Origin of the sequence: Streptomyces flavidovirens DSM 40150 (genome assembly GCF_000429085.1) — a bacterium.
Lineage (GTDB): Bacteria > Actinomycetota > Actinomycetes > Streptomycetales > Streptomycetaceae > Streptomyces > Streptomyces flavidovirens.
This window is the reverse complement of record NZ_AUBE01000001.1, coordinates 242,223-264,971: the sequence shown is the minus strand read 5'-3', so window position 1 is coordinate 264,971 and position 22,749 is coordinate 242,223. Positions and strand designations below refer to the sequence as shown.

General features: G+C 71.2%; 21 protein-coding genes. 15 read left to right on the top strand and 6 right to left on the bottom strand.

Annotated elements, in window-relative coordinates; translation table 11 throughout:
* Nucleotides 1–316 precede the first annotated feature (316 nt).
* The 10 genes from G412_RS32815 to G412_RS0101195 all read left to right on the top strand — a co-directional run bounded on the left by G412_RS32815 (nucleotide 317) and on the right by G412_RS0101195 (nucleotide 10,646).
* Nucleotides 317–1,822 (top strand): MFS transporter, encoded by a 1,506-nt coding sequence (locus tag G412_RS32815; RefSeq protein ID WP_425274427.1) that lies wholly within the window; start codon nucleotides 317–319, stop codon nucleotides 1,820–1,822.
* Nucleotides 1,823–1,901: 79 nt separating this feature from the next.
* Nucleotides 1,902–2,525 carry a TetR/AcrR family transcriptional regulator gene (locus G412_RS32810; protein WP_279626749.1) on the top strand — a complete coding sequence of 208 codons (624 nt, stop codon included), beginning with the start codon at nucleotides 1,902–1,904 and terminating at the stop codon, nucleotides 2,523–2,525.
* Between the two features lie 169 nt (nucleotides 2,526–2,694).
* Complete coding sequence (locus G412_RS0101230) at nucleotides 2,695–3,537, top strand: tryptophan 2,3-dioxygenase family protein (protein ID WP_028810473.1); 843 nt, start codon at nucleotides 2,695–2,697, stop codon at nucleotides 3,535–3,537.
* Nucleotides 3,530–4,747: a kynureninase gene (kynU, locus tag G412_RS0101225; protein WP_028810472.1), complete on the top strand. Its 1,218-nt coding sequence runs from the start codon at nucleotides 3,530–3,532 to the stop codon at nucleotides 4,745–4,747. The genes G412_RS0101230 and kynU overlap by 8 nt, the downstream gene beginning before the upstream one ends.
* 126 nt (nucleotides 4,748–4,873) lie before the next feature.
* Nucleotides 4,874–5,758: an alpha/beta hydrolase gene (locus G412_RS0101220; protein ID WP_028810471.1), complete on the top strand. Its 885-nt coding sequence runs from the start codon at nucleotides 4,874–4,876 to the stop codon at nucleotides 5,756–5,758.
* Nucleotides 5,759–5,842: 84 nt separating this feature from the next.
* Complete coding sequence (locus G412_RS0101215; RefSeq protein WP_028810470.1) at nucleotides 5,843–6,670, top strand: NAD(P)H-binding protein; 828 nt, start codon at nucleotides 5,843–5,845, stop codon at nucleotides 6,668–6,670.
* A gap of 88 nt (nucleotides 6,671–6,758) precedes the next feature.
* On the top strand, nucleotides 6,759–8,087 hold the full coding sequence (locus tag G412_RS32805; RefSeq protein ID WP_051338075.1) for a sensor histidine kinase: 1,329 nt from the start codon (nucleotides 6,759–6,761) through the stop codon (nucleotides 8,085–8,087).
* Entirely contained in the window at nucleotides 8,084–8,743 is a 660-nt protein-coding gene (locus G412_RS0101205; protein ID WP_028810469.1) for a response regulator, read from the top strand. Before G412_RS32805 ends, G412_RS0101205 begins: the two co-directional genes overlap by 4 nt.
* Nucleotides 8,744–8,834: 91 nt before the next feature.
* Nucleotides 8,835–9,428: a Uma2 family endonuclease gene (locus tag G412_RS0101200; protein WP_028810468.1), complete on the top strand. Its 594-nt coding sequence runs from the start codon at nucleotides 8,835–8,837 to the stop codon at nucleotides 9,426–9,428.
* A 9-nt stretch (nucleotides 9,429–9,437) separates the two neighbouring features.
* Complete coding sequence (locus G412_RS0101195; RefSeq protein ID WP_028810467.1) at nucleotides 9,438–10,646, top strand: cytochrome P450; 1,209 nt, start codon at nucleotides 9,438–9,440, stop codon at nucleotides 10,644–10,646.
* 18 nt (nucleotides 10,647–10,664) lie between these two features.
* On the opposite strand, the gene G412_RS0101190 is transcribed toward G412_RS0101195, so the two are convergent.
* The 3 genes from G412_RS0101190 to G412_RS0101180 form a co-directional block, all read right to left on the bottom strand.
* Entirely contained in the window at nucleotides 10,665–10,940 is a 276-nt protein-coding gene (locus G412_RS0101190) for a hypothetical protein (protein ID WP_028810466.1), read from the bottom strand.
* 15 nt (nucleotides 10,941–10,955) lie between these two features.
* Complete coding sequence (locus G412_RS37060) at nucleotides 10,956–11,336, bottom strand: hypothetical protein (protein ID WP_208857826.1); 381 nt, start codon at nucleotides 11,334–11,336, stop codon at nucleotides 10,956–10,958.
* A 170-nt stretch (nucleotides 11,337–11,506) separates the two neighbouring features.
* Nucleotides 11,507–12,325 (bottom strand): diacylglycerol kinase catalytic domain-containing protein, encoded by an 819-nt coding sequence (locus G412_RS0101180; protein WP_167546434.1) that lies wholly within the window; start codon nucleotides 12,323–12,325, stop codon nucleotides 11,507–11,509.
* 165 nt (nucleotides 12,326–12,490) lie between these two features.
* Between G412_RS0101180 and G412_RS0101175 the strand changes: the two genes are divergently transcribed.
* Nucleotides 12,491–13,774: an adenylosuccinate synthase gene (locus G412_RS0101175; protein ID WP_028810464.1), complete on the top strand. Its 1,284-nt coding sequence runs from the start codon at nucleotides 12,491–12,493 to the stop codon at nucleotides 13,772–13,774.
* Nucleotides 13,775–13,836: 62 nt separating this feature from the next.
* Here G412_RS0101175 and G412_RS0101170 read toward each other — a convergent pair whose 3' ends face one another.
* From G412_RS0101170 to G412_RS0101160, 3 genes are all read right to left on the bottom strand, one after another.
* Nucleotides 13,837–15,819 (bottom strand): serine/threonine-protein kinase, encoded by a 1,983-nt coding sequence (locus G412_RS0101170; RefSeq protein WP_028810463.1) that lies wholly within the window; start codon nucleotides 15,817–15,819, stop codon nucleotides 13,837–13,839.
* Between the two features lie 82 nt (nucleotides 15,820–15,901).
* Nucleotides 15,902–16,351 (bottom strand): MarR family winged helix-turn-helix transcriptional regulator, encoded by a 450-nt coding sequence (locus G412_RS0101165; RefSeq protein WP_028810462.1) that lies wholly within the window; start codon nucleotides 16,349–16,351, stop codon nucleotides 15,902–15,904.
* Nucleotides 16,348–16,947, bottom strand: coding sequence for a DJ-1/PfpI family protein (locus G412_RS0101160; RefSeq protein ID WP_028810461.1), 600 nt, complete (start codon nucleotides 16,945–16,947; stop codon nucleotides 16,348–16,350). The genes G412_RS0101165 and G412_RS0101160 overlap by 4 nt, the downstream gene beginning before the upstream one ends.
* A 160-nt stretch (nucleotides 16,948–17,107) precedes the next feature.
* Between G412_RS0101160 and G412_RS0101155 the strand changes: the two genes are divergently transcribed.
* From G412_RS0101155 to G412_RS0101140, 4 genes are all read left to right on the top strand, one after another.
* Nucleotides 17,108–18,469, top strand: a complete 1,362-nt coding sequence (locus G412_RS0101155) for an aspartate aminotransferase family protein (RefSeq protein WP_028810460.1) — start codon at nucleotides 17,108–17,110, stop codon at nucleotides 18,467–18,469.
* A 118-nt stretch (nucleotides 18,470–18,587) separates the two neighbouring features.
* Nucleotides 18,588–19,286 carry a GntR family transcriptional regulator gene (locus tag G412_RS0101150; protein ID WP_028810459.1) on the top strand — a complete coding sequence of 233 codons (699 nt, stop codon included), beginning with the start codon at nucleotides 18,588–18,590 and terminating at the stop codon, nucleotides 19,284–19,286.
* Nucleotides 19,283–21,712: a dolichyl-phosphate beta-glucosyltransferase gene (locus G412_RS0101145; RefSeq protein WP_028810458.1), complete on the top strand. Its 2,430-nt coding sequence runs from the start codon at nucleotides 19,283–19,285 to the stop codon at nucleotides 21,710–21,712. Before G412_RS0101150 ends, G412_RS0101145 begins: the two co-directional genes overlap by 4 nt.
* A gap of 94 nt (nucleotides 21,713–21,806) precedes the next feature.
* Nucleotides 21,807–22,457, top strand: a complete 651-nt coding sequence (locus G412_RS0101140) for a hypothetical protein (RefSeq protein ID WP_028810457.1) — start codon at nucleotides 21,807–21,809, stop codon at nucleotides 22,455–22,457.
* Nucleotides 22,458–22,749 lie beyond the last annotated feature (292 nt).

The following is a 22,749-nucleotide window of genomic DNA, read 5'->3' as shown; positions in this document are numbered from 1 at the left end:
GGCGTCGGCTCGACGCAACGCCCACTGGCGAAGAAAAATAATAAACTTTACGCTTTATGTCGAGGGATCGATGATGCTGTCGGGACCGCGGTCGGTCGGCCGTCACGCGGACGAGTCGTGAACTTGACGCCAAATCCGCGCAGGTGAGGGTGAGTCAGCCCTTGCCGTACCAGAAGTCGGGAGTGGGCGTATCCACCGTCGCGCCCCTCTTTTACTGACTAGAGCGTTCGTTCCAGAGGTGTGCTAGCTTTGCCTCGCATCCTAAATGGAGCGCTCGTTCTAGCGCTTGGACGGTACACACCATGGAGGAAGTGCCTTGAGTACACGTGACACCACACCCCGCCGGGCCTGGCTCGGCTTCACCCTTGTCCTCGGCCTGGTCGCCCTGGTGGCGATGGACGGCTCGGTGCTCTATCTCGCGATGCCGGGCATCACCGAGGCGATCACCCCAAGTGCCGGTCAGGCGCTGTGGATTCTCGACATCTACGGCTTCGTGGTCGCCTCGCTGCTCATCGCCTTCGGCAACCTCGGCGACCGGCACGGCCGGCTGAGGTTCCTGCTCGGCGGCGCGGCACTCTTCGGGATCGGGTCCGCCGGTGCGGCGTTCTCCCCCAGTCCGGAACTCCTCATCGCCTCCCGCGCGTTGATGGGCCTCGGCGGCGCGACCCTGCTGCCGTCCGGCCTGGCGATCATCAGCAATCTCTTCCCGGACCCCAAGCAGCGCGCCCGCGCCATCGGCATCTTCGCGGCCACCTTCGCGGCCGGCTTCGCGGTCGGCCCGGTCGTCGGCGGTCTGCTGCTCAACCACTTCTGGTGGGGCTCGGTCTTCCTGATCAACCTCCCCATCGTGGCGGTCTTCCTGGCCTTCGCCCCGGTGCTGCTCAAGGAGGTCCGTGAGGCGCTGCCCGGCCGGGTGGACGCGCTGAGCGTGGCGCAGTCGGCGATCGGCATCCTGCTCGCGGTGTACTCGGTCAAGGCCGCCGCGGCGGAAGGGATTTCGCTCCACCAGGTCGTCGCCGGAGTGGCGGGCCTCGCCATCCTGTGGTGGTTCGTCCGCCGCCAGCTCACGCTCGCCGACCCGCTGCTCGACCTCACCCTGTTCCGTGACCGCGTCTTCACCGTCGCCGTCCTGACCGGACTGCTCTCCCTGGTGGCCTGGTCCGCGGCCGGCTACCTCAGCGGGGTCTACCTCCAGTCGGTGCTCGGCTTCGACGTGCTCGCCGCCGCGTTCCTCGCCCTCCCCGGCGCGGCCGTGCTCACCGCGGCCTGCATCGGTACGACCGGTGTGGTCGACCGGATCGGCAAGCGGTCCGCGCTGATCGCCTCGCACTTCTTCATGGGCACCGGGCTTCTGCTGCTGCTCCTGGCCGGAGTCTCCGGCGGCGCGGTCGCGTACGTCGCCTCCACGGTCGTCGCGGGTGTCGGTTACGGCCTGTCCTTCAGCCTGGTCGCGGAGACCGCCGTCGCGGCGGTGCCCCAGGAGCGGGCCGGTTCGGCCGGCGCGATCGCCGAGATGAGCAATGAGCTGGGCAACGCCCTCGGCATCTCCCTACTCGGTTCACTGGCCGCATTCCTCTTCCGGCTGCTCGGCCCCGGCACCGCGGGCACCCTCGACGAGACCTTGTCCACACCGGGCCTGGCCGCCGAGACCGCCGCGCAGGCCAAGGACGCCTTCGTCACCGGACTGCACACGGCGATCGGTGTCGCCGCTGTGCTCACCTTCGCGCTCGGCTTCCTCGCGGTGCGCTGGCTGCCGCGGGAGGAGCGGAGCGAGAAGGCCGCCCCCGCGCGTCACCCGGAGCAGGATCTGGAGAACGTATGAACAGCGCCGAGCAGCAGCTCTCCGTCGTCCCGCCGCTGGGCAGCGCGGGGAGGAAAGCCCAGCTTGGTAGCCTCGCGGCGTGAAGAAGAAGCCAGCGAGTGAGGCGCGGCCGGCGGCCAGGGACGCGGGGCAGACCTTCGGGACCCGCGAGCGCGTCGTCCGGTCGGCCTCACGGCTGATGCAGCGGCAGGGGTACGACGGCACGGGCATCAAGCAGATCGCCCAGGAGGCCGAGGCCACCCTCGGCTCCGTCTACCACTTCTTCCCCGGCGGCAAGCAGGAGCTGGCGGTCGCCGCGATCGCGCATGCCAATGGCGAGTTCGTGGCCGACCTGAAGGCGGTGCTCGACAGCGAGCCCGATCCGGCCCGCGCCGTCACCGCCTTCAGCAAGCACCTCGCCGAGGAACTCCGCGCCTCGGACTGGACCGCCGGCTGCCCGATCACCACCACCGCGCTGGGCGCGGCCGGCCGCCTCCCGGACGTCCAGGTCGCCGCCTCCGAGGCGTTCGCCCGCCAGCGCGAACTGGTCTCGGCGAAGCTGAGCGATTGCGGCTTCGGCGAGGAGGAGGCACGCGAGCTGGCCCATATGGTGATCAACACCCTGGAGGGCGCGGAGATCGCCGCCCAGGTGGCCCGGAGCGACGATCCGCTGGAGATCGCCGGCCGTCACCTCGCGCGGATGATCAGCGCACACCGCGCATAGCGACACCCTGAGCGCCGCCGTGTACGTCTCGGCGGCGCTCCTCGCACGGGGGTGGCGGGCGTTCGTGCCGTCTCGCGCGGCACCTCTTATGATGCCGGGAAGGGACCGGGGCTCCGTAGCCACAAGGAAGGGGCGGACCGCTACCTGGAAGTTCGTCGAGGAGACAGTGATGTCGCAAAACCCCGATGCCCCCGGTACAGGTTCGGACACCCCGAACCTGGATTTCGCGGGCACCACTCCCTATGAGGACTACGTCCAGGCGGACGTTCTCACCCACCTCCAGCACCCCCTCTCCGACGACCCCGGAGAGATGGTCTTCCTGGTGACGACCCAGGTCATGGAGCTGTGGTTCACCGTCATCGTCCACGAGTGGGAAACCGCCGCGAAGGCGCTCGGTGAGGACGACCTGCGGGTCGCGACGGACGCGCTCAAGCGTTCCCTGCGCCAGCTTGAGGCCCTCAACGCCTCGTGGCGGCCGCTCGCCCACCTCACCCCCGCCCAGTTCAACTCGTACCGCAGCGCACTCGGCGAGGGCTCCGGATTCCAGTCCGCGATGTACCGGCGGATGGAGTTCCTGCTCGGCGACAAGTCCGCCTCGATGCTCGTCCCGCACCGCGGCGCCCCGCGCGTGTACGCCGAGCTGGAGAAGGCGCTGCACCAGCCGAGCCTGTACGACGAGACGCTGCGGCTGCTCGCACGGCGCGGCCTGCCGGTGCCCGCCTCCGTACTGGACCGGGACCTGTCGCAGAAGTACGAGCCATCGGCCGAGGTCGAGGCGGTCTGGGCCGAGCTCTACCAGGGTGATCAGAACGCGGAGCTGGTGCGCCTGGGCGAGCTGCTGACCGACGTCGGTGAGCTGGTCTGGCGATGGCGCAACGACCATCTCGTCGCGACCAGGCGTGCCATGGGCTCCAAGGTCGGCACCGGCGGCTCCGCCGGTGTGGCCTGGCTGGAGAAGCGCGCCACCAAGAACGTCTTCCCCGAGCTGTGGACGGCGCGCAGCCATGTCTGATGCCACCAGTGAACTTCAGCAGCGGGCCGTCGCTCTCGACTCCGCCGACCCGCTCGCCAAGCACCGCGAGCTGTTCGCGCTGGACGACGCCGAGACCGTCTACCTGGACGGGAACTCGCTGGGCGCCCTGCCCCGCCACGTACCGGAGCGCATGGCCGACGTCATCACCCGCCAGTGGGGCGAGCTGCGCATCCGCTCCTGGGACGAGAGCGGCTGGTGGACCGCGCCCGAGCGGATCGGTGAGCGGATAGCGCCGCTCATCGGCGCGGGCGCCGGTCAGGTCGTGGTCGGCGACTCGACAAGTGTCAACGTCTTCAAGGCGGTTGTGGGCGCTGCCCGGCTGGCGCCGGAGTCCAGGGACGAGATCCTCGTCGACGCCACCACCTTCCCCACGGACGGTTACATCGCCGAGTCCGCCGCCCGCATGACGGGCCGGCGGGCCGTGCCCGTCGCCCCGGACGATCTGCCGGCCGCCCTCGGCCCGCGTACCGCCGCGGTGCTCGTCAACCACGTCGACTACCGCACCGGGCGCCTGCACGACCTGCCCGGACTCACCGCCGCCGCCCACGAGGCCGGGGCCCTGGCCGTCTGGGACCTGTGCCACAGCGCGGGCGCGCTGCCGGTGGGCCTCGACGCGCACGGCGTCGACTTCGCCGTCGGCTGCACGTACAAGTACCTGAACGGCGGCCCCGGTTCGCCCGCCTATCTGTACGTCGCCGAGCGCCACCAGGGCGCCTTCGACTCCCCGCTGCCGGGCTGGAACTCGCACACCGACCCCTTCGGCATGACGCCCGGTTACGCCCCGGCGGACGGCGCGGTAAGGGGAAGGGTCGGCACCCCCGACATCCTGTCGATGCTGGCGCTGGAGGCCGCGCTCGACGTGTGGGAGGGCGTCAGTGTCGAGGACGTACGCGAGAAGTCGCTCGCTCTGACGGACTTCTTCCTGGAATGTGTGGAGGCGTACGTGCCACGGGGGCGGGTCACGTCGGTGACTCCGGCCGCACCTGAGGAGCGCGGCAGCCAGGTCTCGCTGCGGTGCGAGGACGGAGCCGACACGGGCGAAGTCATGCGGGAGCTGATCGCACGTGGCGTGGTGGGCGACTTCCGCCGCCCCGACGTGCTGCGTTTCGGCTTCACCCCGCTCTATGTCGGCTTCGCGGACGCGGAGCGGGCGGCGCGCGTGCTGGGTGAGGTCCTGGCCGGGTCCTGAGCCGAATCCTGGTCGGGTCCTGAGCCGGAATACGGGTCAGGACCTGCCGGAAGCGCGGGCCTGAGGGCTGGTAGCGTCCCGACACCTAGATCAATTGGCTGTACGTAGCGAAGGGTTGGTCACCGCATGCCGGACCCCTCAGCCGAACGGGACGCTGTCGAGGCCCGGTCGGCCTTCTCCCACCCGGCCGTCGCGCCCGACGCCACCGCCGCGTACGGCGAACACCCCGACCAGGTGATCGACTTCTACGCGCCGCGCGACGGCCGGGACCGGGCACCGCTGGTCGTCGTGCTGCACGGCGGCGCCTGGCGGGCCCCGTACGACCGGCAGCACATCTCACCGTTCGCGGACTTCCTGGCCCGCCGGGGCTTCGCCGTCGCCAGCGTCGAGTACCGGCGGGGCGGCGAACCGGGTGGTGAGCTCCCGCAGCAGCGCGGCACGGAACCGGTCGCCGGGCGCTGGCCGCAGACGTTCGACGACGTGGCCGCGGCGATGGACCTGCTCCCCGGTCTCGTACGGGAGGCCCTGCCCGGCGCCGACCCGCGGCGTGTCGTCGTCACGGGCCACTCGGCCGGCGGCCACCTCGCGCTGTGGGCGGCCGCCCGGCACGTACTGGCCCCCGATTCGCCGTGGCACCTGCCGGCGGCGCCCGCGCTGCGCGGCGTCGTCGCGCTCGCGCCGATCGCGGACTTCGGTGTCGCGTGCGAACTGGGGGTGTGCTCGGAGGCGGCCGTACAACTGCTCGGCGGCAAGGAGCACTTCGACGAGCGCCGGCCGTACGCCGATCCGGCCGCACTGCTGCCGACCGGTATCGCCACCGTCCTGGTGCAGGGCCGCACCGACATCGTCGTACCGCGGGCGGTCGCGGAGGCCTACACCGAAGCGGCGGCCAAGGCAGGCGAGCCGGTCTGGCTGACGCTGCTGGAGGACGTCGGGCACTTCCCGCTGATCGACCCGGCGGCGGACGCGTGCGCGGTGGTCGCGGAGGAGATCGAGCAGCTCGCGTACTGAGCGACCGGGCAGCGCGAATTGCGGACAGTACCTGTCCGCAAGGGTTCCTACGGTGGTGGAACAAGCCGAGCAGAGGAGCCCTCAATGACGATTCTCGTAACCGGAGCGACAGGGACCGTGGGCCGCCAGGTGGTCGCCGAGCTGGTCCGCAGGGGCGAGCGGGTGCGGGCGCTGACCCGTGACCCGGCGAAGGCGGACTTCCCGGCCGGCGTCGAGACCGTACGCGCGGACCTGACCGACCCCGAGACGCTGGTCCCGGCTCTCGAAGGCGTCACGGGACTGCATCTGATCACCTTCGGTGGAGAGTACTTCGCCCCGCTGACCACGGGCCCCGAGATCGTCGCGCTGGCGTCGAAGGCGGGCGTACGGCGCATCACGGTCCTCAACGGCGGCGGGCCGAGCGACCTCCAGGACGCGGTGGAGGCCGGGGACGTGGACTGGACGCTGGTGATGCCGGTCGAGTTCATGTCGAACACGCTGGAGTGGGCCGAGGGAGTCCGTACGCAGGACAGCGTCTTCGAGCCCTTCGTCGACCGGCTGAGCGCCATGGTCCACGAGGCCGACATCGGCGCGGTCGCGGCGGTCGCCCTGACGGAGGACGGACACGCGGGGCGTACGTACGCGCTCACCGGTCCCCAGACGCTGACCGTGCGCGACAAGGTGCGGATCCTCGCGGCGGCGCGCGGCAAGGACATCGGCCTGACCGAGCTGAGCGCGGCGCAGGCGGCCGAGCGGTGGCAGCGGGCGGGGATGGACCAGGAGACCATCGACTTCCTGCTGGACGTGTACGAGAACACTCCCGAGGTGGGCCGCACCGTGGTGGACACCGTCGAGCGGGTCACGGGCCGCCCGGCGCGCACCTTCGACCAGTGGGCGCGGGAGCACGCGGACGTGTTCCGGGCGCGGGACTGACGAGGGCGCCGTAGTACCTGGGACGGACGCGGGAGGATCCCCACGGGGGCGGACGCCCGCGGCCGTCCCCTCGCCTACCGTCTTGTACGTGACCGAGAAGACCCGCAGTCCCGAGTTCCACCTGGCCATGGGCGCCCTGAGCGGCCTGCGCCAGGACCTCTTCCACGACGCCTTCGCCTACCGGCCGCTGCCGCCGATGCGTACGGACGGGCCGCTCACCCGGAGGCTGCCGGGGCGGCTGCGGAAGTACGCCGCCTGGACCCCGCACGCCGTGGTGGTGGGGCTGGCGATGTTCGTGATGCTGCTCTCCATGGTCGTCGCCGACAGCGAAGGGGGAGGCCTCGGCGTCGCCCTGATCGGGTTCATACCGGCCGCCGCCCTGGTGATGACGCTGGTCAGGCCGGCCGGGGCCTGGTGGGTCTCGCTGCTGTCCACGCCCTTCGTCGGCGTCGTCGGCCACTACTCGGACGGCTGGCCGTGGTCGCCGTCCTCCTTCGTCGCGCACCTCGGCGTGATGGTGGTGGTCGCGGCCAGGACCCGGCCGCGCACCGCCGCCTGGATGTGGGCGTGCACAGCGGCGTACGCCGTCTTCGCCGAGACCTTCCTGGGGCGCGGCTACAGCACGGACAGCCCGCAGATGCTGGTTTTCTCCGCGTTCGCGCTGCTCGTCACCGCGCTGGTGAGCATCCGCCGCGAGGCCAAGCGCGAGGTTACGGTCCAGAAGACCGTCACCGCCGTGGAGCGCGACCGGCGCACCCTGCTGGAGGAGCGCACGACGATCGCCCGCGAGCTGCACGACGTCGTCGCGCACCACATGTCGGTGGTCGCGATCCAGGCGGAGGCGGCCCCGTACCGGGTCGAGAACCCGCCGCCCGAGCTGGAGCAGGCCTTCGTCACGATCCGCGAGAACGCGGTGGCGGCGCTGACCGAGCTGCGGCGCGTGCTGGGCGTCGTACGGGCGGAGGACTACGCGGCACCGGACGCGCCGCAGCCGACGCTGGCCGAGCTGGACGGGCTGATCGCCAATGTCCGGGACGCGGGCCTGACGGTGGACAAGACGGTGACGGGTTCGGTACGTGAACTGCCGCAGGGCGTGGAGCTCTCGGCGTACCGGATCATCCAGGAGGCACTGAGCAACGCACTGCGCCACGCGCCCGGTTCGACGGCGAAGGTGGAGGTGTCGTACGTGCTCGGGGGCCTGGGCCTGCGGATCGTGAACACCGCGCCGCAGGGCCTGGCCAAACCGTCGCCGGGGGCCGGGCACGGGATCACGGGGATGCGCGAGCGGGTGTCGATGCTGAACGGGGAGATGACGGCGGCGGCGACGGAGGACGGCGGCTACGAGGTGGCCGTGTTCATCCCTGTCGCGCCGTCCGAACCGGCCGCGACCGTGGTGACGCCGGAGCCGGCGGCATGACCATTCGCGTACTGATCGTCGACGACCAGATCATGGTCCGCGAGGGCTTCACGGTCCTGCTGAACGCGATGCCGGAGATCGAGGTCGTCGGCGAGGCGGTGAACGGCCGCGAGGCGATCACGAAGGTGGCCGAGCTGCGCCCGGACGTCGTGCTGATGGACATCCGTATGCCGGAGCTCAACGGCATCGACGCCACCCGCGAGATCGTCGCCGCCGACGCGGACGCGAAGGTGCTGGTCCTGACGACGTTCGACCTGGACGAGTACGTCTACCAGGCGCTGCGCGCGGGGGCTTCCGGTTTCCTGCTGAAGGATGCCTCGGCGCGGCAGCTTGCCGACGGGGTACGGGTGGTGGCGGCCGGGGAGGCGCTGCTGGCCCCGACGGTCACCAAGCGCCTGATCTCCGAGTTCTCGAAGCTGGCGGAGGCCCCGCGCCCGCCCGCGCTCGCCCAGATCGGCGACCTGACGGAACGCGAGACGGAGGTACTGGTCCTGATCGCCCAGGGCCTGTCGAACGCGGAGATCGCCTCGCACCTGGTGGTGGCCGAGTCCACGATCAAGACGCACGTGAGCCGGGTCCTGGTGAAGCTGGGGCTGCGCGACCGGACGCAGGCGGCGGTGTTCGCGTACGAGGCGCGGCTGGTTACGCCGGGGTAGCCGGTCACTCGCACGGGTGGTCGGAGAGGGAAGCCGATCCGAACGGGCCCAGGCGTGGCCGCACTGGTGCCCGCACGGAAGGAGGTGCACCATGACGGTTATGGCAGAGCGCACGGTTCAGATTCCGGTCGAGGAGTTCGAGAGGATCGCCGCACTCGTCGAGAGGGAGACCGAATCCGTCAGGTTCGAATTCATCGACGGACGGATCAGGGTCAAAGGGATGACGGATGGAGCTCACGGGGCGATCACCATGTGGCTGGTGCGCCTGTGCATGCAGGCGCGGCCCGATCTGGACCTCAACCCGACCCAGGGCTTGAAGGTCGAGGAGTACCGCAAGGGCCGTGCCCGTCCCGACGGAGTGCTCGCTCCCGTCGACCACTTCGACGGGCAGGGCGACTGGGGTGATCCCGACGGCGTGCTCATGACGGTCGAGATCACGTCGTACGACTCCGACACCGACCGGCGGGACCGGCACGAGAAGCCTGCTGCCTATGCCGCCGCCGGCATCCCGGTGTACCTGCTGATCGACCGTGACGCCTGTACCGTCACTGTGTTCAGCGAGCCGGAGCCGGACGGAGGAGGCTACCGCGACAACCACACCGTGAGGTTCGGAGCGAGAGTGACGCTCCCGGATCCCGTGGGCATCGAACTCGACACCGAGCGTCTGAAGAAGTACGTCCGCTAGCGTCTGCTCATGGCAGAGACGTTCGACCCCTGGTCGCCCTCCTTCGTCGCCGATCCGTACCCCGCCTACGCCGAGCTGCGCGGCCGGGGCCGTGCCCACTGGTACGAGCCGACGCGGCAGTGGCTGATCCCGCACCACGCCGACGTCTCCGCGCTGCTGCGCGACCGCCGGCTCGGCCGTACGTACCTCCATCGCTTCACGCACGAGGAGTTCGGCCGTACGCCGCCGCCCCCCGGCCACGAGCCGTTCCACGTCCTGAACGACCACGGCCTGCTGGACCTCGAAGCCCCGGACCACACGCGCATCCGGCGCCTGGTCTCCAAGGCGTTCACGCCGCGTACCGTCGAGCGACTGGCGCCGACCGTGCGGCGGCTGGCGGCGGAGCTGGCCGGGGCGTTCGTCGCGGAGGGCGGCGGGGACCTGCTGTCCGCCGTCGCGGAACCCCTCCCGGTCGCCGTCATCGCGGAGATGCTCGGCATACCGGAATCGGACCGCGGGCTGCTCCGCCCCTGGTCGGCGGACATCTGCGGGATGTACGAGCTGAACCCGCCGCAGGAGACGGCCCGGCGCGCGGTCCGGGCGTCGGTGGAATTCTCGGCGTACCTGCGGGATTTGATCGCCGTACGCCGCAAGGCGCCCGGCGAGGACCTGGTCTCGGCGCTGATCGCCGCGCACGACGAGGGCGGCGACCGGCTCAGCGAGCAGGAGATGATCTCGACGTGCGTGCTGCTGCTGAACGCGGGGCACGAGGCGACGGTGAACACGACGGCCAACGGCTGGCGGACGCTGCTGCGCCACCCGGAGCAGCTTGCGGCGTTGCGGGCGGACCACGGGCTTCTCCCCACCGCAGTGGAGGAGTTGATGCGCTACGACACTCCGCTCCAGCTCTTCGAGCGCTGGGTGCTCGACGACATCGAGGTAGGTGGGACCGTGATCCCGCGCGGCTCGGAGGTGGCGCTGCTCTTCGGCTCCGCGAACCGGGACCCGGCGGCCTTCGCCCGGCCGGAAGCGCTCGATCTCGGCCGCTCGGACAACCCGCACGTGTCGCTCGGGGCGGGCATCCACTACTGCCTGGGGGCGCCGCTCGCCCGCCTGGAACTGGCCGCGTCCTTCGGGGAGTTGCTGCGCCGGGCGCCGGGGATGCGGCTGGCTGCCGAGCCGGAGTGGAAGCCGGGATTCGTCATCCGTGGGCTGCGGGAGCTGCGCGTCGAGGTGTGACGGGCCGGCGTACCGGGGCTAGAGGAGCTCGATGGCGCCGACCAGGGGCACGGGTGCGATGGCCAGAGCGAGGACCGCCATCCCGAGCCCCGGACGGATGTCCCGCTTCGCCAGGAAGCCCAGGAACGCGGTCAGCGGCGGCAGCGCGCAGAACACGAGGAAGCTCCAGTGCCATCCCTCCTCACTGGTGAGGAACAGCATGAGCGCCAGGTACGCGGGGACGGTCATGAGGCTTCCGAAGCGGACCTTCGACAGGAACGTCTCAAGGCTGTCGATGTTGTCGTACGGGAACATGCGGGCCGATCCTTCCTAGACCGCTTGGTGGTCGTAGCCGCTGGACGCCACCTCGGGGAAGCCGTCCGCCGCGGAGAGTTCCTCGGCCATGCTCCGCTCACCCTCGGCGGCGAGCGCCTCACGTTCGGCCGAGGGGAGCGCCGCCCACTTCTCGGCCATGGGAGCCGCCTGCGCGACGAGCTGGTCGGAGTAGGCGGACACGTCCAGCGCGTCCCGCAGGCCCGCGCGTCCCGACAGGACCTCCTGGGCCATTTCCTTCAGGGCGTCGCCGCCCCGGCCCGAGGCGAGCTCCTCCAGGGACTTGCGCAGCACTCTGGCCTGCGCGGGGTCCTGTCCGCTCATTTCGAGGAATTCGGATTCGTCGACTCGCCTGGTCGACTCCGGGCCCTCGGCCACGTGCCCTCCCGGTGCGTGGATCGCAGTCTCATGTGCCGGTACGACGCTACCGACCTTCCGGCCACGCTCCCGATGCGGAGCCGTCACAGAAGTGTCACAGGGCCCCGGGCGCCGCCGGCAGCACCGTACGCCAAGCGGTCAGCGGGCCGGCGCCCCTGGGCGGGCCGGTCTCAGGCCGGCAGCGTCAGCGACCACGCCTCCGGCCGCACCGTCCACGTCCGCCTCCGGACCGGGCCCGCCACCAGTGCGTCGGCCCGGTAGCGGAAGTCCGGGCCCGACACCGTCACCGCGAGCGCCTCCACCCGCACCTGCTCACCGTCCTGCGGGCGGATCACCACCTCGGCGCGCCCGCCGCGCGAGCACACCGACACGTCCTCCACCGGCCGGTCCAGGTCGTTGAGGAGGACCCCGTCCGCCTCGACGCGCAACCGGTACGTACGGGCGAGCGGCGGCGGCGCGGACTGCGGCGCGGGCCGCACCAGTGTGCGTACCAGCGAACGGCACGTGCCCCAGACGGACGCGGCGGCCGCGACCGGCAATGGCGCGGCCGGGATCCGCAGGTCGCCCAGCACCACCCCGTCGCTGTCGTCCACCAGCAGATCCAGCCGCCGCACCACTCCCTCCAGGACCGCACGGGCCGCCGCCACCGCCCCTATCGGCACGCCGAGCGCCTGCGCGATGTCCACGGAGGCTCCCACCGGGATCAGCGCGAGCGCCCCGGCGCCCAGCTCCCTTTCCCGGTGCAGCAGGGCCACGGCGCGCAGCAGCGCCCGGTCGTCACCGACGACCACGGGGCGGCGGCTGCCCCTGCGGGCAAGGGCCCGCGCGAACTCCTCCGGCCCCTCGGGGAGGCAGATTCTGACGTTGGCGCGGGCGCACAGGACGTCCTTGGCGATCCGCACGGACTCGCCGTCCGTGCGCCGGGCGACCGGGTCGATGACCACGAGCAGCGGGTGCGCGGTGCTCGCGGCGGGCTCTGGAGCCGACACCTCGGTCCTTCCTCGGGTAGCATCTTTGTGCAAGAGCCCCTTGCGCTATTGCGCCAGGGGCTTCGTCTATTCCGGGGCAACCGGTCCGACGGCTCAGTATCGGGTGTACGCCGTACGTACTCCCCCTGACCTTGGACATGCCCCGCCCGGAAGGGGTGTACGCCTGTGCCCGCACTTGTGCTGCTCGGTGCTCAGTGGGGTGACGAAGGCAAGGGAAAGGCCACCGACCTGCTCGGTGGGTCCGTTGACTATGTAGTGCGCTATCAGGGCGGCAACAACGCCGGCCACACGGTCGTCGTCGGCGACCAGAAGTACGCGCTGCATCTTCTCCCTTCCGGAATCCTCTCGCCTGAGTGCACGCCGGTCATCGGTAACGGCGTCGTCATCGACCCGTCGGTACTGCTCTCCGAGCTGAGCGGTCTGAACGAGCGAGGCGTCGACACGTCCAAGCTCCTGATCAGCGGCAACGCCCACATCATCACGACGTACAACGTCACGGTCGACAAGGTGACGGAACGCTTCCTCGGCAAGCGCAAGATCGGCACCACGGGCCGCGGTATCGGCCCGACGTACGCGGACAAGATCAACCGCACCGGCATCCGCGTGCAGGACCTCTACGACGAGTCGATCCTGACCCAAAAGGTCGAGGCGGCTCTGGAGATCAAGAACCAGCTGCTCACGAAGCTGTACAACCGCCGCGCGATCGAGGCCGGACAGGTCGTCGAAGAGCTGCTGACGCACGGCGAGAACATCAAGCAGTACGTCGCCGACACGACGCTGATCCTGAACAACGCGCTCGACGAGGACAAGGTCGTCCTCTTCGAGGGCGGCCAGGGCACGCTGCTCGACGTCGACCACGGCACGTACCCCTTCGTCACGTCGTCGAACCCGACCGCCGGCGGTGCCTGCACGGGTACGGGCGTCGGACCGACGAAGATCAGCCGCGTCATCGGCATCCTCAAGGCGTACACCACGCGCGTGGGTGCCGGTCCGTTCCCGACCGAGCTGTTCGACGAGGACGGTGAGGCGCTGCGCCGCATCGGTGGCGAGCGCGGTGTCACCACCGGCCGCGACCGGCGCTGCGGCTGGTTCGACGCGCCGATCGCGCGGTACGCGACGCGGGTCAACGGTCTGACGGACTTCTTCCTCACGAAGCTGGACGTGCTGACCGGCTGGGAGCAGATCCCGGTGTGCGTGGCGTACGAGATCGACGGCAAGCGCGTCGAGGAGCTCCCGTACAGCCAGACCGACTTCCACCACGCGAAGCCGGTGTACGAGAACTTCCCCGGCTGGTCCGAGGACATCAGCAAGGCCAAGACCTTCGACGAGCTTCCGAAGAACGCGAAAGCGTACGTGAAGGCGCTGGAGGAGATGTCGGGCGCGCCGATCTCGGCGATCGGTGTCGGTCCCGGCCGCACCGAGACGATCGAGATCAACTCGTTCATCTGAGCGGACGGTACGACGCGGGGCCCCGGCGGGTTTTCACGCCGGGGCCCCGCGTCGTACCGGCGTCAGCCTGATCTCACGTACGTGAGGGACTCGCCGGTGGCCGGGTTCACCCGGCGCAGGCGGCCGTCGGGGAGCAGGGTCACCTCCGTGGCGGCGCCCGGTGAGCAGGAGCTCATGGGCTCGCCGACGGTGACCCTGGACGGGCCGATGCGCAGGGGGGAGCCGGTGCCGCGCGGCGGCGCGGTCAGTTCCGCCTCGAAGACGCAGTGGTACGTGCCGCCGCCTGCGGCCGGTCCTTCGGCGGTGAGGGACAGGACCGTGTCGCCGGTCTTTCCCTGCTGGATGACCAGGCGTCGCGTGCTGCGGCCCGCCGCGCCGTCCAGGCCGCCGCTCCAGGTGCCGAGGTACTCGGCGGGTATGGAGGCGTCAGCGGTGGTGGGGGAGGGGGAGGGGGTGGTGGCTGTGGGCGAGGGGGTGGTGGTTTTCTCGCTCGCGGGGGGTGGGGAGGCGTGGTCGCGGTTGTCCGTGGCCGAAGTGTCCGTGTGCGGTGTTTCGTCGTCGGCGGTCATGAAGGCGTACACGGAGCCGCCCGCGGTGAGCGCGACGACCAGCGCCACCGCGATCAGGGCGGCCGTCGAACGGCTGCTGCGGTGTGGTGGTTCGGGGGCGGCGGCGGCCGGTGGCTGGTAGAGGTACTGCGGCGTGGGGTAGCCGTAGCCGCCGGGTGCGGTGTGCGGCTGGTGGTGCGGCTGGGCGTGGTGCGGCGGTGGGGTGTGCGGGTGTGGGGTGTGCGGCTGGGCGTGGTGCGGCGGTGGGGTGTGTGGCTGGGCGTGGTGCGGTTGTGGCAGCGTGTAGCCGGCGGGCAGTGGTGGGAGGGCGCCCGGCGGCGGGGGCGCGGTGGGCGGTGTGACGACTGTCGGGGTCGCATGCGGGCCGGGGGTGGCCCCGGAAGCCGGGGCCGAGGGGCCGGTGCCGTTCCGGGGCGTCTCCTCGGGCGCCGAACCTTCGGGCAGGTCCTGGTTCGTTCGCGGGGGTTGCGTTCGACGCCCTGCGGGGAGCACCCCGGCACGTCCCCTCCCGGCGCCGTCGTGCGCGAGGCCGGGGGCTCCGGGCGGTCCGGCCGCCGGGGTCGTGGTGGTGTCGGCCGGGTTCTCGACCTCCAGGAGCTCTATGGCGTGGCGGCCGAGCTGGGCCACCAGGGCCGCCGGGAGCCAGGGGTCGCCGCTGTCGCCGCCACGGGTGCGCTCCAGCACCCGGGCGAGGGAAGGGCGTGCCGCGGGGTCTTTGTGCAGGCAGGAGCCGATCAGGTCCTGGAGGCCCTCCGGGATGCCGTCCAGCGTCGGCGGTTCGGTCGCTATGCGGTACATCAGGGCGTGGACTCCGCTGTCGGCCGTGCCGAAGGGGAGGCGGCCCGTCGCCGCGTAGGCCATGACCGAGCCCAGGCAGAAGATGTCGCAGGCCGGTGTGATGCGCTCACCGCGGACCTGTTCCGGGGCCATGAAGCCGGGGGAGCCGACCAGGGCGCCGGTTCTGGTGAGGCCGGCCGCCTCCGTGACCGTTTCCAGGGCGCGCGCGATGCCGAAATCAATGACGCGCGGGCCGTCGATGGTGATCAGGATGTTGGACGGCTTCAGGTCGCGGTGGATGAGACCAGCCGTGTGGATGTCCCGCAGTGCGTGCGCCAGCCCTGCCCCCAGGATGTGGACGGAGCGCTCCGGGAGCGGGCCGTCGGCGCTGACGACCGTGTGGAGGTCCGGGCCGGCCACGTAGCCGGTGGCCACCCAGGGGACCACCGCTTCCGTGTCCGCGTCGAGCACCGGCGCCGTCCACCGGCCGCCGACCCGTCTCGCCGCCGCCACCTCCTGGCGGAAGCGGGCGCGGAACTCCTCCTGCTCGGCGAGCTCTCGGCGTACCAGCTTGACGGCGACCGTACGGCCACGGCCCGAGCGGGCCAGATAGACCTGCCCCATCCCGCCCGCGCCGAGGCGCGCCAACAGCCGGTAGGCGCCGATCTGCTGTGGGTCGGCCGGTCCCAGTTTCTCCATGGCAGCGCCACCCCTCCCCCGAGAACTCCCCCAGTTGCCTGAGGATAGTGCGCCGGTACGACAAGGACGGGTGCGAAGCGGCCTACGGTTCCGCCACCGCGTCCAGCGCCCTGGAGAGCCGCTCCAGTACGCGTACCGTCTCGGCGAAGCCCTTCTCGCCCAGCTCCGCCTTGAGCCGCGCCGCGAGCGCCGCGTGCCCCGGCTCTATCTTCCGTACGGCCTCCCGGCCCGCCTCGGTGGGCCGCAGCAGTTTGGCTCTGCGGTGGGCGGGGTTGGGGACGTACTCCGCGAGGCCCTTGGTGACGAGCAGGTCGGCGATGCGCTGCACGCTCTGCCGGGTGATCCCCATGGTGCGGGCGATGCCGGCCACCGGCAGTGGATCGCGCAGTACGGCGCCGATGACCTGCCACCAGGCGGCGGTCAGCCCGGCCGGGCGGGCCAGTTCCTCGGAGAGCGCGAGGAACTGGCCGTTGAGGCGGAAGGTGCCGAGCGCGGTACGGCTGAGCAGCTCCTGCTCCGGGGTGCCGCTCACGACTCCAGCACCTCGAAGGCGGACGCGTCGGAATCGTGGAACAGCCGGTACCAGGCGTCGAGCTTCTCGCCCTCGTACACGCCGAGCCGCGCGAACACCTCGCGGGCGAAAGCGACCGGCTCGGTGGGCCCGGCCGTGATCAGGAGGCCTTCCTCGTCGGTGACGGCGTCCTCGTCGCGGTAGTGGTCGCCGCCCTTGTAGCCGGTGGCGGCGAGGTAGAAGGGGACGGCGCTGGTGTGGGTGCGGTCGTCGAGTACGCCCTCGCGTGCCAGGCCGGCCGTCGCGCCGCAGATCGCCGCGACCGGTACGCCCGCGTCGAGGAACGCGCGTGCCTTGCGGGCGAAGGGGGCGAGGTCGTCGGACGTGTCCCACAGGCTCGCGCCGGTGAGGACCAGCAGGGCGCTGTCCTCGGGGTTCAGGTCGTCGAGCGTGAGGTCGGGCTGGATGCGTACGCCGCCCATGGTCGTGACGGGGGCGTCGGTCGCTGCGACGGTGTTGACGGTGTGGCCGTTCCGGGCCAGGTGGGCGGTGGTGTGGCCCGTCTCCCAGTCGGCGAACGTGTCGTAAACGGCGAGGTGCACGGTCCTGTCTGCCATGACGGTCTCCTCGGATCGACTGCTACGGCAGGATGCTGTCACTGTGACAGTGTGTTGTCAATGGAGTGTCGGGATCCATCGACACCCTGCCCACCAAAGTGGCGCAGGCCATACAAGGTGGCCATGTCGGCTCCCACCAGCGCGTCCCTACCCTGGGGCCATGACCCCTCATGCCCACTCGCAGTCCGGCGCGGCCGTGAAAGCCGCAGACCGCGCGCACGTGTTCCACTCCTGGTCCGCCCAGGGTCTGATCGATCCGCTCGCCGTCGCCGGCGCCGAGGGTTCGTACTTCTGGGACTATGACGGCAACCGCTACCTCGACTTCACCAGCGGCCTCGTCTTCACGAACATCGGCTACCAGCACCCGAAGGTCGTCGCGGCGATCCAGGAGCAGGCGGCGAAGCTCTCCACCTTCGCGCCCGCCTTCGCCGTCGAGCCGCGTTCCGAGGCCGCACGCCTCATCGCCGAGCGCACCCCCGGTGACCTCGACAAGATCTTCTTCACCAACGGCGGCGCCGAGGCCATCGAGAACGCCGTCCGCATGGCCCGTCTGCACACGGGCCGCCACAAGGTCCTGGCCGCCTACCGCTCGTACCACGGCGGTACGACGACCGCGATCAACCTGACCGGCGACCCGCGCCGCTGGGCGTCCGACAACGGCACGTCGGGGACGGTCCACTTCTGGGCGCCGTTCCTGTACCGGTCGGCCTTCTACGCCGAGACCGAGGCCCAGGAGTGCGCCCGCGCGCTCCAGCACCTCGAGGACACGATCGCCTTCGAGGGGCCGGCCGCCATCGCCGCGATCGTTCTGGAGACCATTCCGGGCACGGCGGGCATCATGACGCCGCCGCCCGGCTACCTCGCGGGCGTACGCGAGATCTGCGACCGGTACGGCATCGTCTTCGTCCTCGACGAGGTCATGGCGGGCTTCGGCCGTACGGGCAAGTGGTTCGCCTCCGAGCACTTCGACGTCGTACCGGACCTGATGACCTTCGCGAAGGGGGTCAATTCCGGTTACGTGCCTCTCGGGGGTGTGGCGATCTCCGGTGCGATCGCCGAGACCTTCGAGAAGCGGCCGTATCCCGGCGGTCTGACGTACTCGGGCCACCCGCTGGCCTGTGCGGCCGCCGTCGCCACCATTCAGGTGATGGAGGAGGAGCGGGTCGTCGAGAACGCGGCGCACATCGGCGAGACGGTGATCGCCCCCGGCCTGCGCGAGCTGGCCGAGCGCCACCCGAGCATCGGCGAGATCCGTGGTACGGGCATGTTCTGGGCCCTCGACCTGGTCAAGGACCGCGAGACCCGCGAGCCGCTCGTCCCGTACAACGCGTCGGGCGCGGACAACGCCCCGATGGCGGCGTTCGGCGCGGCCTGCAAGAAGAACGGCCTGTGGCCCTTCATCAACATGAACCGCACGCACGTCGTCCCGCCCTGCAACGTCACCGAGGGGGAGGCGAAGGAGGGTCTGGCCGTCCTGGACATCGCCCTGTCGGCGGCGGACGAACACACCACCGCCGCCTGACAGCCGGCGCCGACCGCGCGGGCGGGGGCCCCGGCCCCTGCCCGCGTACGACACCCTCCGGCAGGCTCCCGGCCGCACCGCCTAAGGTGTCCGGAGCCATACGAAGGGGAAAGACGCCATGCCCGCGAGCGGACCTGTCACCCGCAACACCCTGCGGCAGCAGATAGCCGACGCGCTGCGTGACGAGGTGCTCGCCGGCCGTCTGCGGCCGGGGCAGGGATTCACCGTCAAGCAGATCGCCGACCAGTACGGGGTCTCCGCGACCCCCGTCAGGGAAGCGCTCGTCGACCTGGCGGCACAGAGCCTCCTCGACTGCGACCACCACCGCGGCTTCCGCGTCCGCGAGATCTCCGTGGCGGACTTCCGCGGCATGGTCGAAGCCCGTTCCCTGATCACCGACGGCCTCTTCCGCAAGCTGGTGGCAGGCGGCTGGAGCGGCGCCTGCGCGGACGTGCTCATGGCCATCAGGCGCCGGGCCGAAGAGGCGGCGCGGGCGGCCCGCGCGGGCGACCTGGACATCTTCATCGGGTACGACCTGCGCTTCTGGCGCGAGCTCGGCGCCCTCAACGACAACCCGCACATCTCCGGCTTCCTGCACCAGCTCCGGCTGCGCTGCTGGGTCTTCTCCGTCCCGTACCTGCGCGGAGACCCGAGCCTCAGGGCCCGGATGTGGAACGGCCACTCGGAAGTCGTCGACGCGGTGACGCGGGGGGACGCCGAGGCGGTACGGGCCGTCATCGCGGCGTATCACGCGCAGATGCTGGCCTGGGCCGAGCGACTCGAGAGCGGCGAGCGGCCGGAGCGGCCGCAGCAGTGAGAGCCGACCTGACGGTCGTCGTTCCCGCGTACAACGAGGAACGGCGCCTGGGCCCCACCCTGGAGGCGATCTGCGCCCACCTGGACGCGCACCCCGGCCGCTGGAGCCGCTGGGAGCTGATCGTCGTCGACGACGGCTCCACGGACGGCACGGCCGACGCGGTACGGGCGGCCGCCGCCCGCGAGCCGCGCATCCTGCTGGTGGAGGCCGACGAGAGGGGCAACCGCGGCAAGGGCCACGCCCTGCGCCGAGGCGTCATCGCCTCGCGCGGCGCCCGGGTGCTCGTCACGGACGCGGACCTGGCCACCCCCATCGAGGAACTCGACCGCCTCGACAAGGAACTCTCCCAGGACGGCGAAGGGCTCGCCGCCGCCATAGGCTCGCGCGCCCACCCCGATTCGTCCATCGACGTACACCAGCGGCGCCTGCGCGAGTGGCTCGGACGGATGGGCAACCGGCTCATACGGGCCGTCGCCGTGCCCGGCATACGGGACACCCAGTGCGGCTTCAAGCTCTTCGACGGCGACAAGGCGCGGACCGCCTTCGCCGACGCCCGTCTCGACGGGTGGGGGACGGACGTGGAGATACTGCAGTTCTTCCGGCGGGCGGGCTGGCCGGTGGCCGAGGTCCCGGTCCGCTGGGCCCACCAGGAGGGCTCCAAGGTCAGGCCGGCCGACTACGCCAAGGTGCTTTTCGAGCTCGTACGGCTGAAGGCCCGCCGGATCCGGCGCGTCGATGTTGCTGTTGCCGCCCTTTTCCTCCTCGCCTCCGTGCTGCTCTACAAGGGGCTGTGGGCGGACCTGGACCGTCGCTATCTGGCCGACTCCGGGCAGGACCAGAACCAGTGGGAGTGGTTCTTCGCGGTCACCGCCGACAACATCACCCACCTGCGGAACCCGCTCTTCACGACCGCGCAGAACTATCCCGACGGCGTGAACCTCATGGCGAACACGGTCATGCTCGGGCTGTCCGTACCGTTCATCCCCGTGACGCTGGCCTTCGGGCCGACCATGACCTGGGCGCTCGTCCTGACCGGCGGCCTCGCCGCGACCGCCGTCGCCTGGTACTGGCTGATCGCAAAGCGGCTCGTACGCAACCGCTGGGCGGCGGCCGCCGGCGCCGCGCTGTGCGCCTTCGCGCCGCCGATGATCTCGCACGCCAACGCGCACCCCAACTTCACCGTGCTCTTCATGATCCCGGTGATCACCGACCGGGCGCTGCGGCTCTGCGAGGGCGAGAGGGTCGTACGCGACGGCGTCCTGCTCGGCCTGTTCGCGACGTACCAGATCTTCCTCGGTGAGGAGCCGCTCCTCCTCGCCGCCATGGGCATGCTGCTCTTCGCCCTCTCGTACGCCCTCGCGCACCGCGAAGTGGCGCGAAAGGCGTGGCGCCCGCTGCTCAGGGGGCTCGGGGTGGCGGCCGCCGTGTGCGTACCGCTGGTCGCCTTCCCGCTGTACTGGCAGTTCTTCGGCCCGCAGAGCTACCACAGCGTGCTGCACGGCGACAAAGCCGGCAACAGCCCGCTCGCCTTCCTGGAGTTCTCCGGGCGCGCGCTGCTCGGCGACGAGGCACGGGCCGACCCGCTCGCCATGAACCGCACCGAGCAGAACGCCTTCTACGGCTGGCCGCTGGCCGGCCTCGCCTTCGCCATCGTCCTGGCCCTCTGGCGGCTGCCGCTGGTCAAGTCGCTCACCTTCACCGGCCTGGCCGCGGCGCTTCTCTCACTCGGCCCCAGGTTCCGCATCCCGTACACCGAGGTGATCCTGCCGGGACCGTGGCGGGCCCTCGCCCACCAGCCGCTCTTCGAGTCGGTCATCGAGTCGCGGGTGGCGATGATCTGCGCCCCGGTGCTGGGCATCCTGGTGGCGCTGGCGGCGGACCGTGTCCGCACCGCTCCCGACCGCCTCTCGCGCACCCTGGGGCTCACCGCGATCGCCCTCGCGCTCCTGCCGATCGTGCCGACGCCGATGCCGGTGCGGGAGCGCCCCGAAGTCCCCGCGTTCATCGCGGAGGGCAGGTGGAGGTCGTACGTCGCCGAGGGCGAATCGGTGGTCCCCGTCCCGCTCCCGGACGCCGGCAACGCGGAGGCACTGCACTGGCAGTCCGCCACAGCACCTGATTTCGCGGTCCCCGGCGGCTACTTCAACGGCCCCTGGGGCCCGGACCGCATCGGCATCTACGGCGCGTCCCCCCGCCACACCTCCAACCTCCTGCGCGACATCCGCTACGGCGGCCCCGTCCCGGTGATCGGCGCCAACTGGCAGGCCCAGGCACGCGCCGACCTTGAATTCTGGCGGGCGGGAGTCGTCGTACTCGCGCCGCAGGACAACGCTCCGGCGCTGCGCGACGCGGTGTCGCGGCTGCTCGGGCAGCCGGGAAAGCCGGAGGGCGGGGCCTGGATCTGGGACGTGGGCAGCGGCAGTTGAGGAGACCGCTGTACGCCCGCCAACTGTGCGCGGCGACTTGGTAGCACTACGCTGCCTGGACCGTCGCACGAATCCAGTGGAGAGCGAGCCGTACGTGGCCTGTGACCTGTGGCTGGTCCCCCTCGTCGATGTGCTGTGCCACAGCCCCGACAACCCCTTCGCCGAAGAGATCGCGTCGTACGACAAGGCCCTCACCGACGCGGGCCTGCCGACCGTTCCCGTCTTCGCCTACATGCCGGGCCTCTCGGGCGATGTCGCCCCGGTGGCGGGCTTCGACTACGACGCCCTGCACTTCCTGCGGCGCGCGTACCTGCTCCAGCTCTGCGGTCTCGAAGTGACGCCGGTGGACGCCCTGGGCGGCGACTACGAGCAGCTCTTGGAGATGTTCGAGTCGACAGCGCAGCAGTCCCACCTGGTCTGGCACTACGACCACGCGGGCGCGTATGTCCCGGTCGACTACGCGGCGCCCCTGTCCAACGAGGAACTCCTGGCGGGCGGTGGACCCCTGGGCTCCACGCAGGGCCTGCTGCGGGAGCTGGAATTCGTCGCCCCCGCGATCGGCATCGACCCGGCGAACCCACCGTCGGCGCCCCGGCCGCCCGAGCGCCCGACCACCCTGGAGGAGCCGGCCGGCGCTCTTCCGTACGACGACAGCCCCTTCGCCCGCGAACGCCACGTCTGGCTGGGCCTGCACGCGGCAGCGACCCGCAGCCTAGGCCAAGGCTCCATGATCATATTCAGCTGACCGACCCCCGGAAAACCCGGCCACATCGATCCCGCCCGCCGACACCCACCCCTTTCCAGCCGTCCGGTGGCACCCACCCGTTTCCAGCCGTCCGGCGTTTGAGGACCGGGGCCTGGGGCGGAGCCCCGGCAACCCCCGGCTACCTCAGCCCGTCCGGCGTTTCAGGACCGGGGCCTGGGGCGGAGCCCCGGAAGACCCCTGGCCACTTCAGCCCGTCCGGCGTTTGAGGACCGGGGTCTGGGGCGGCGCCCCAGTTCGGGAAGGGGCGGGTCGGGGAAAGCCCCGCGCAGCG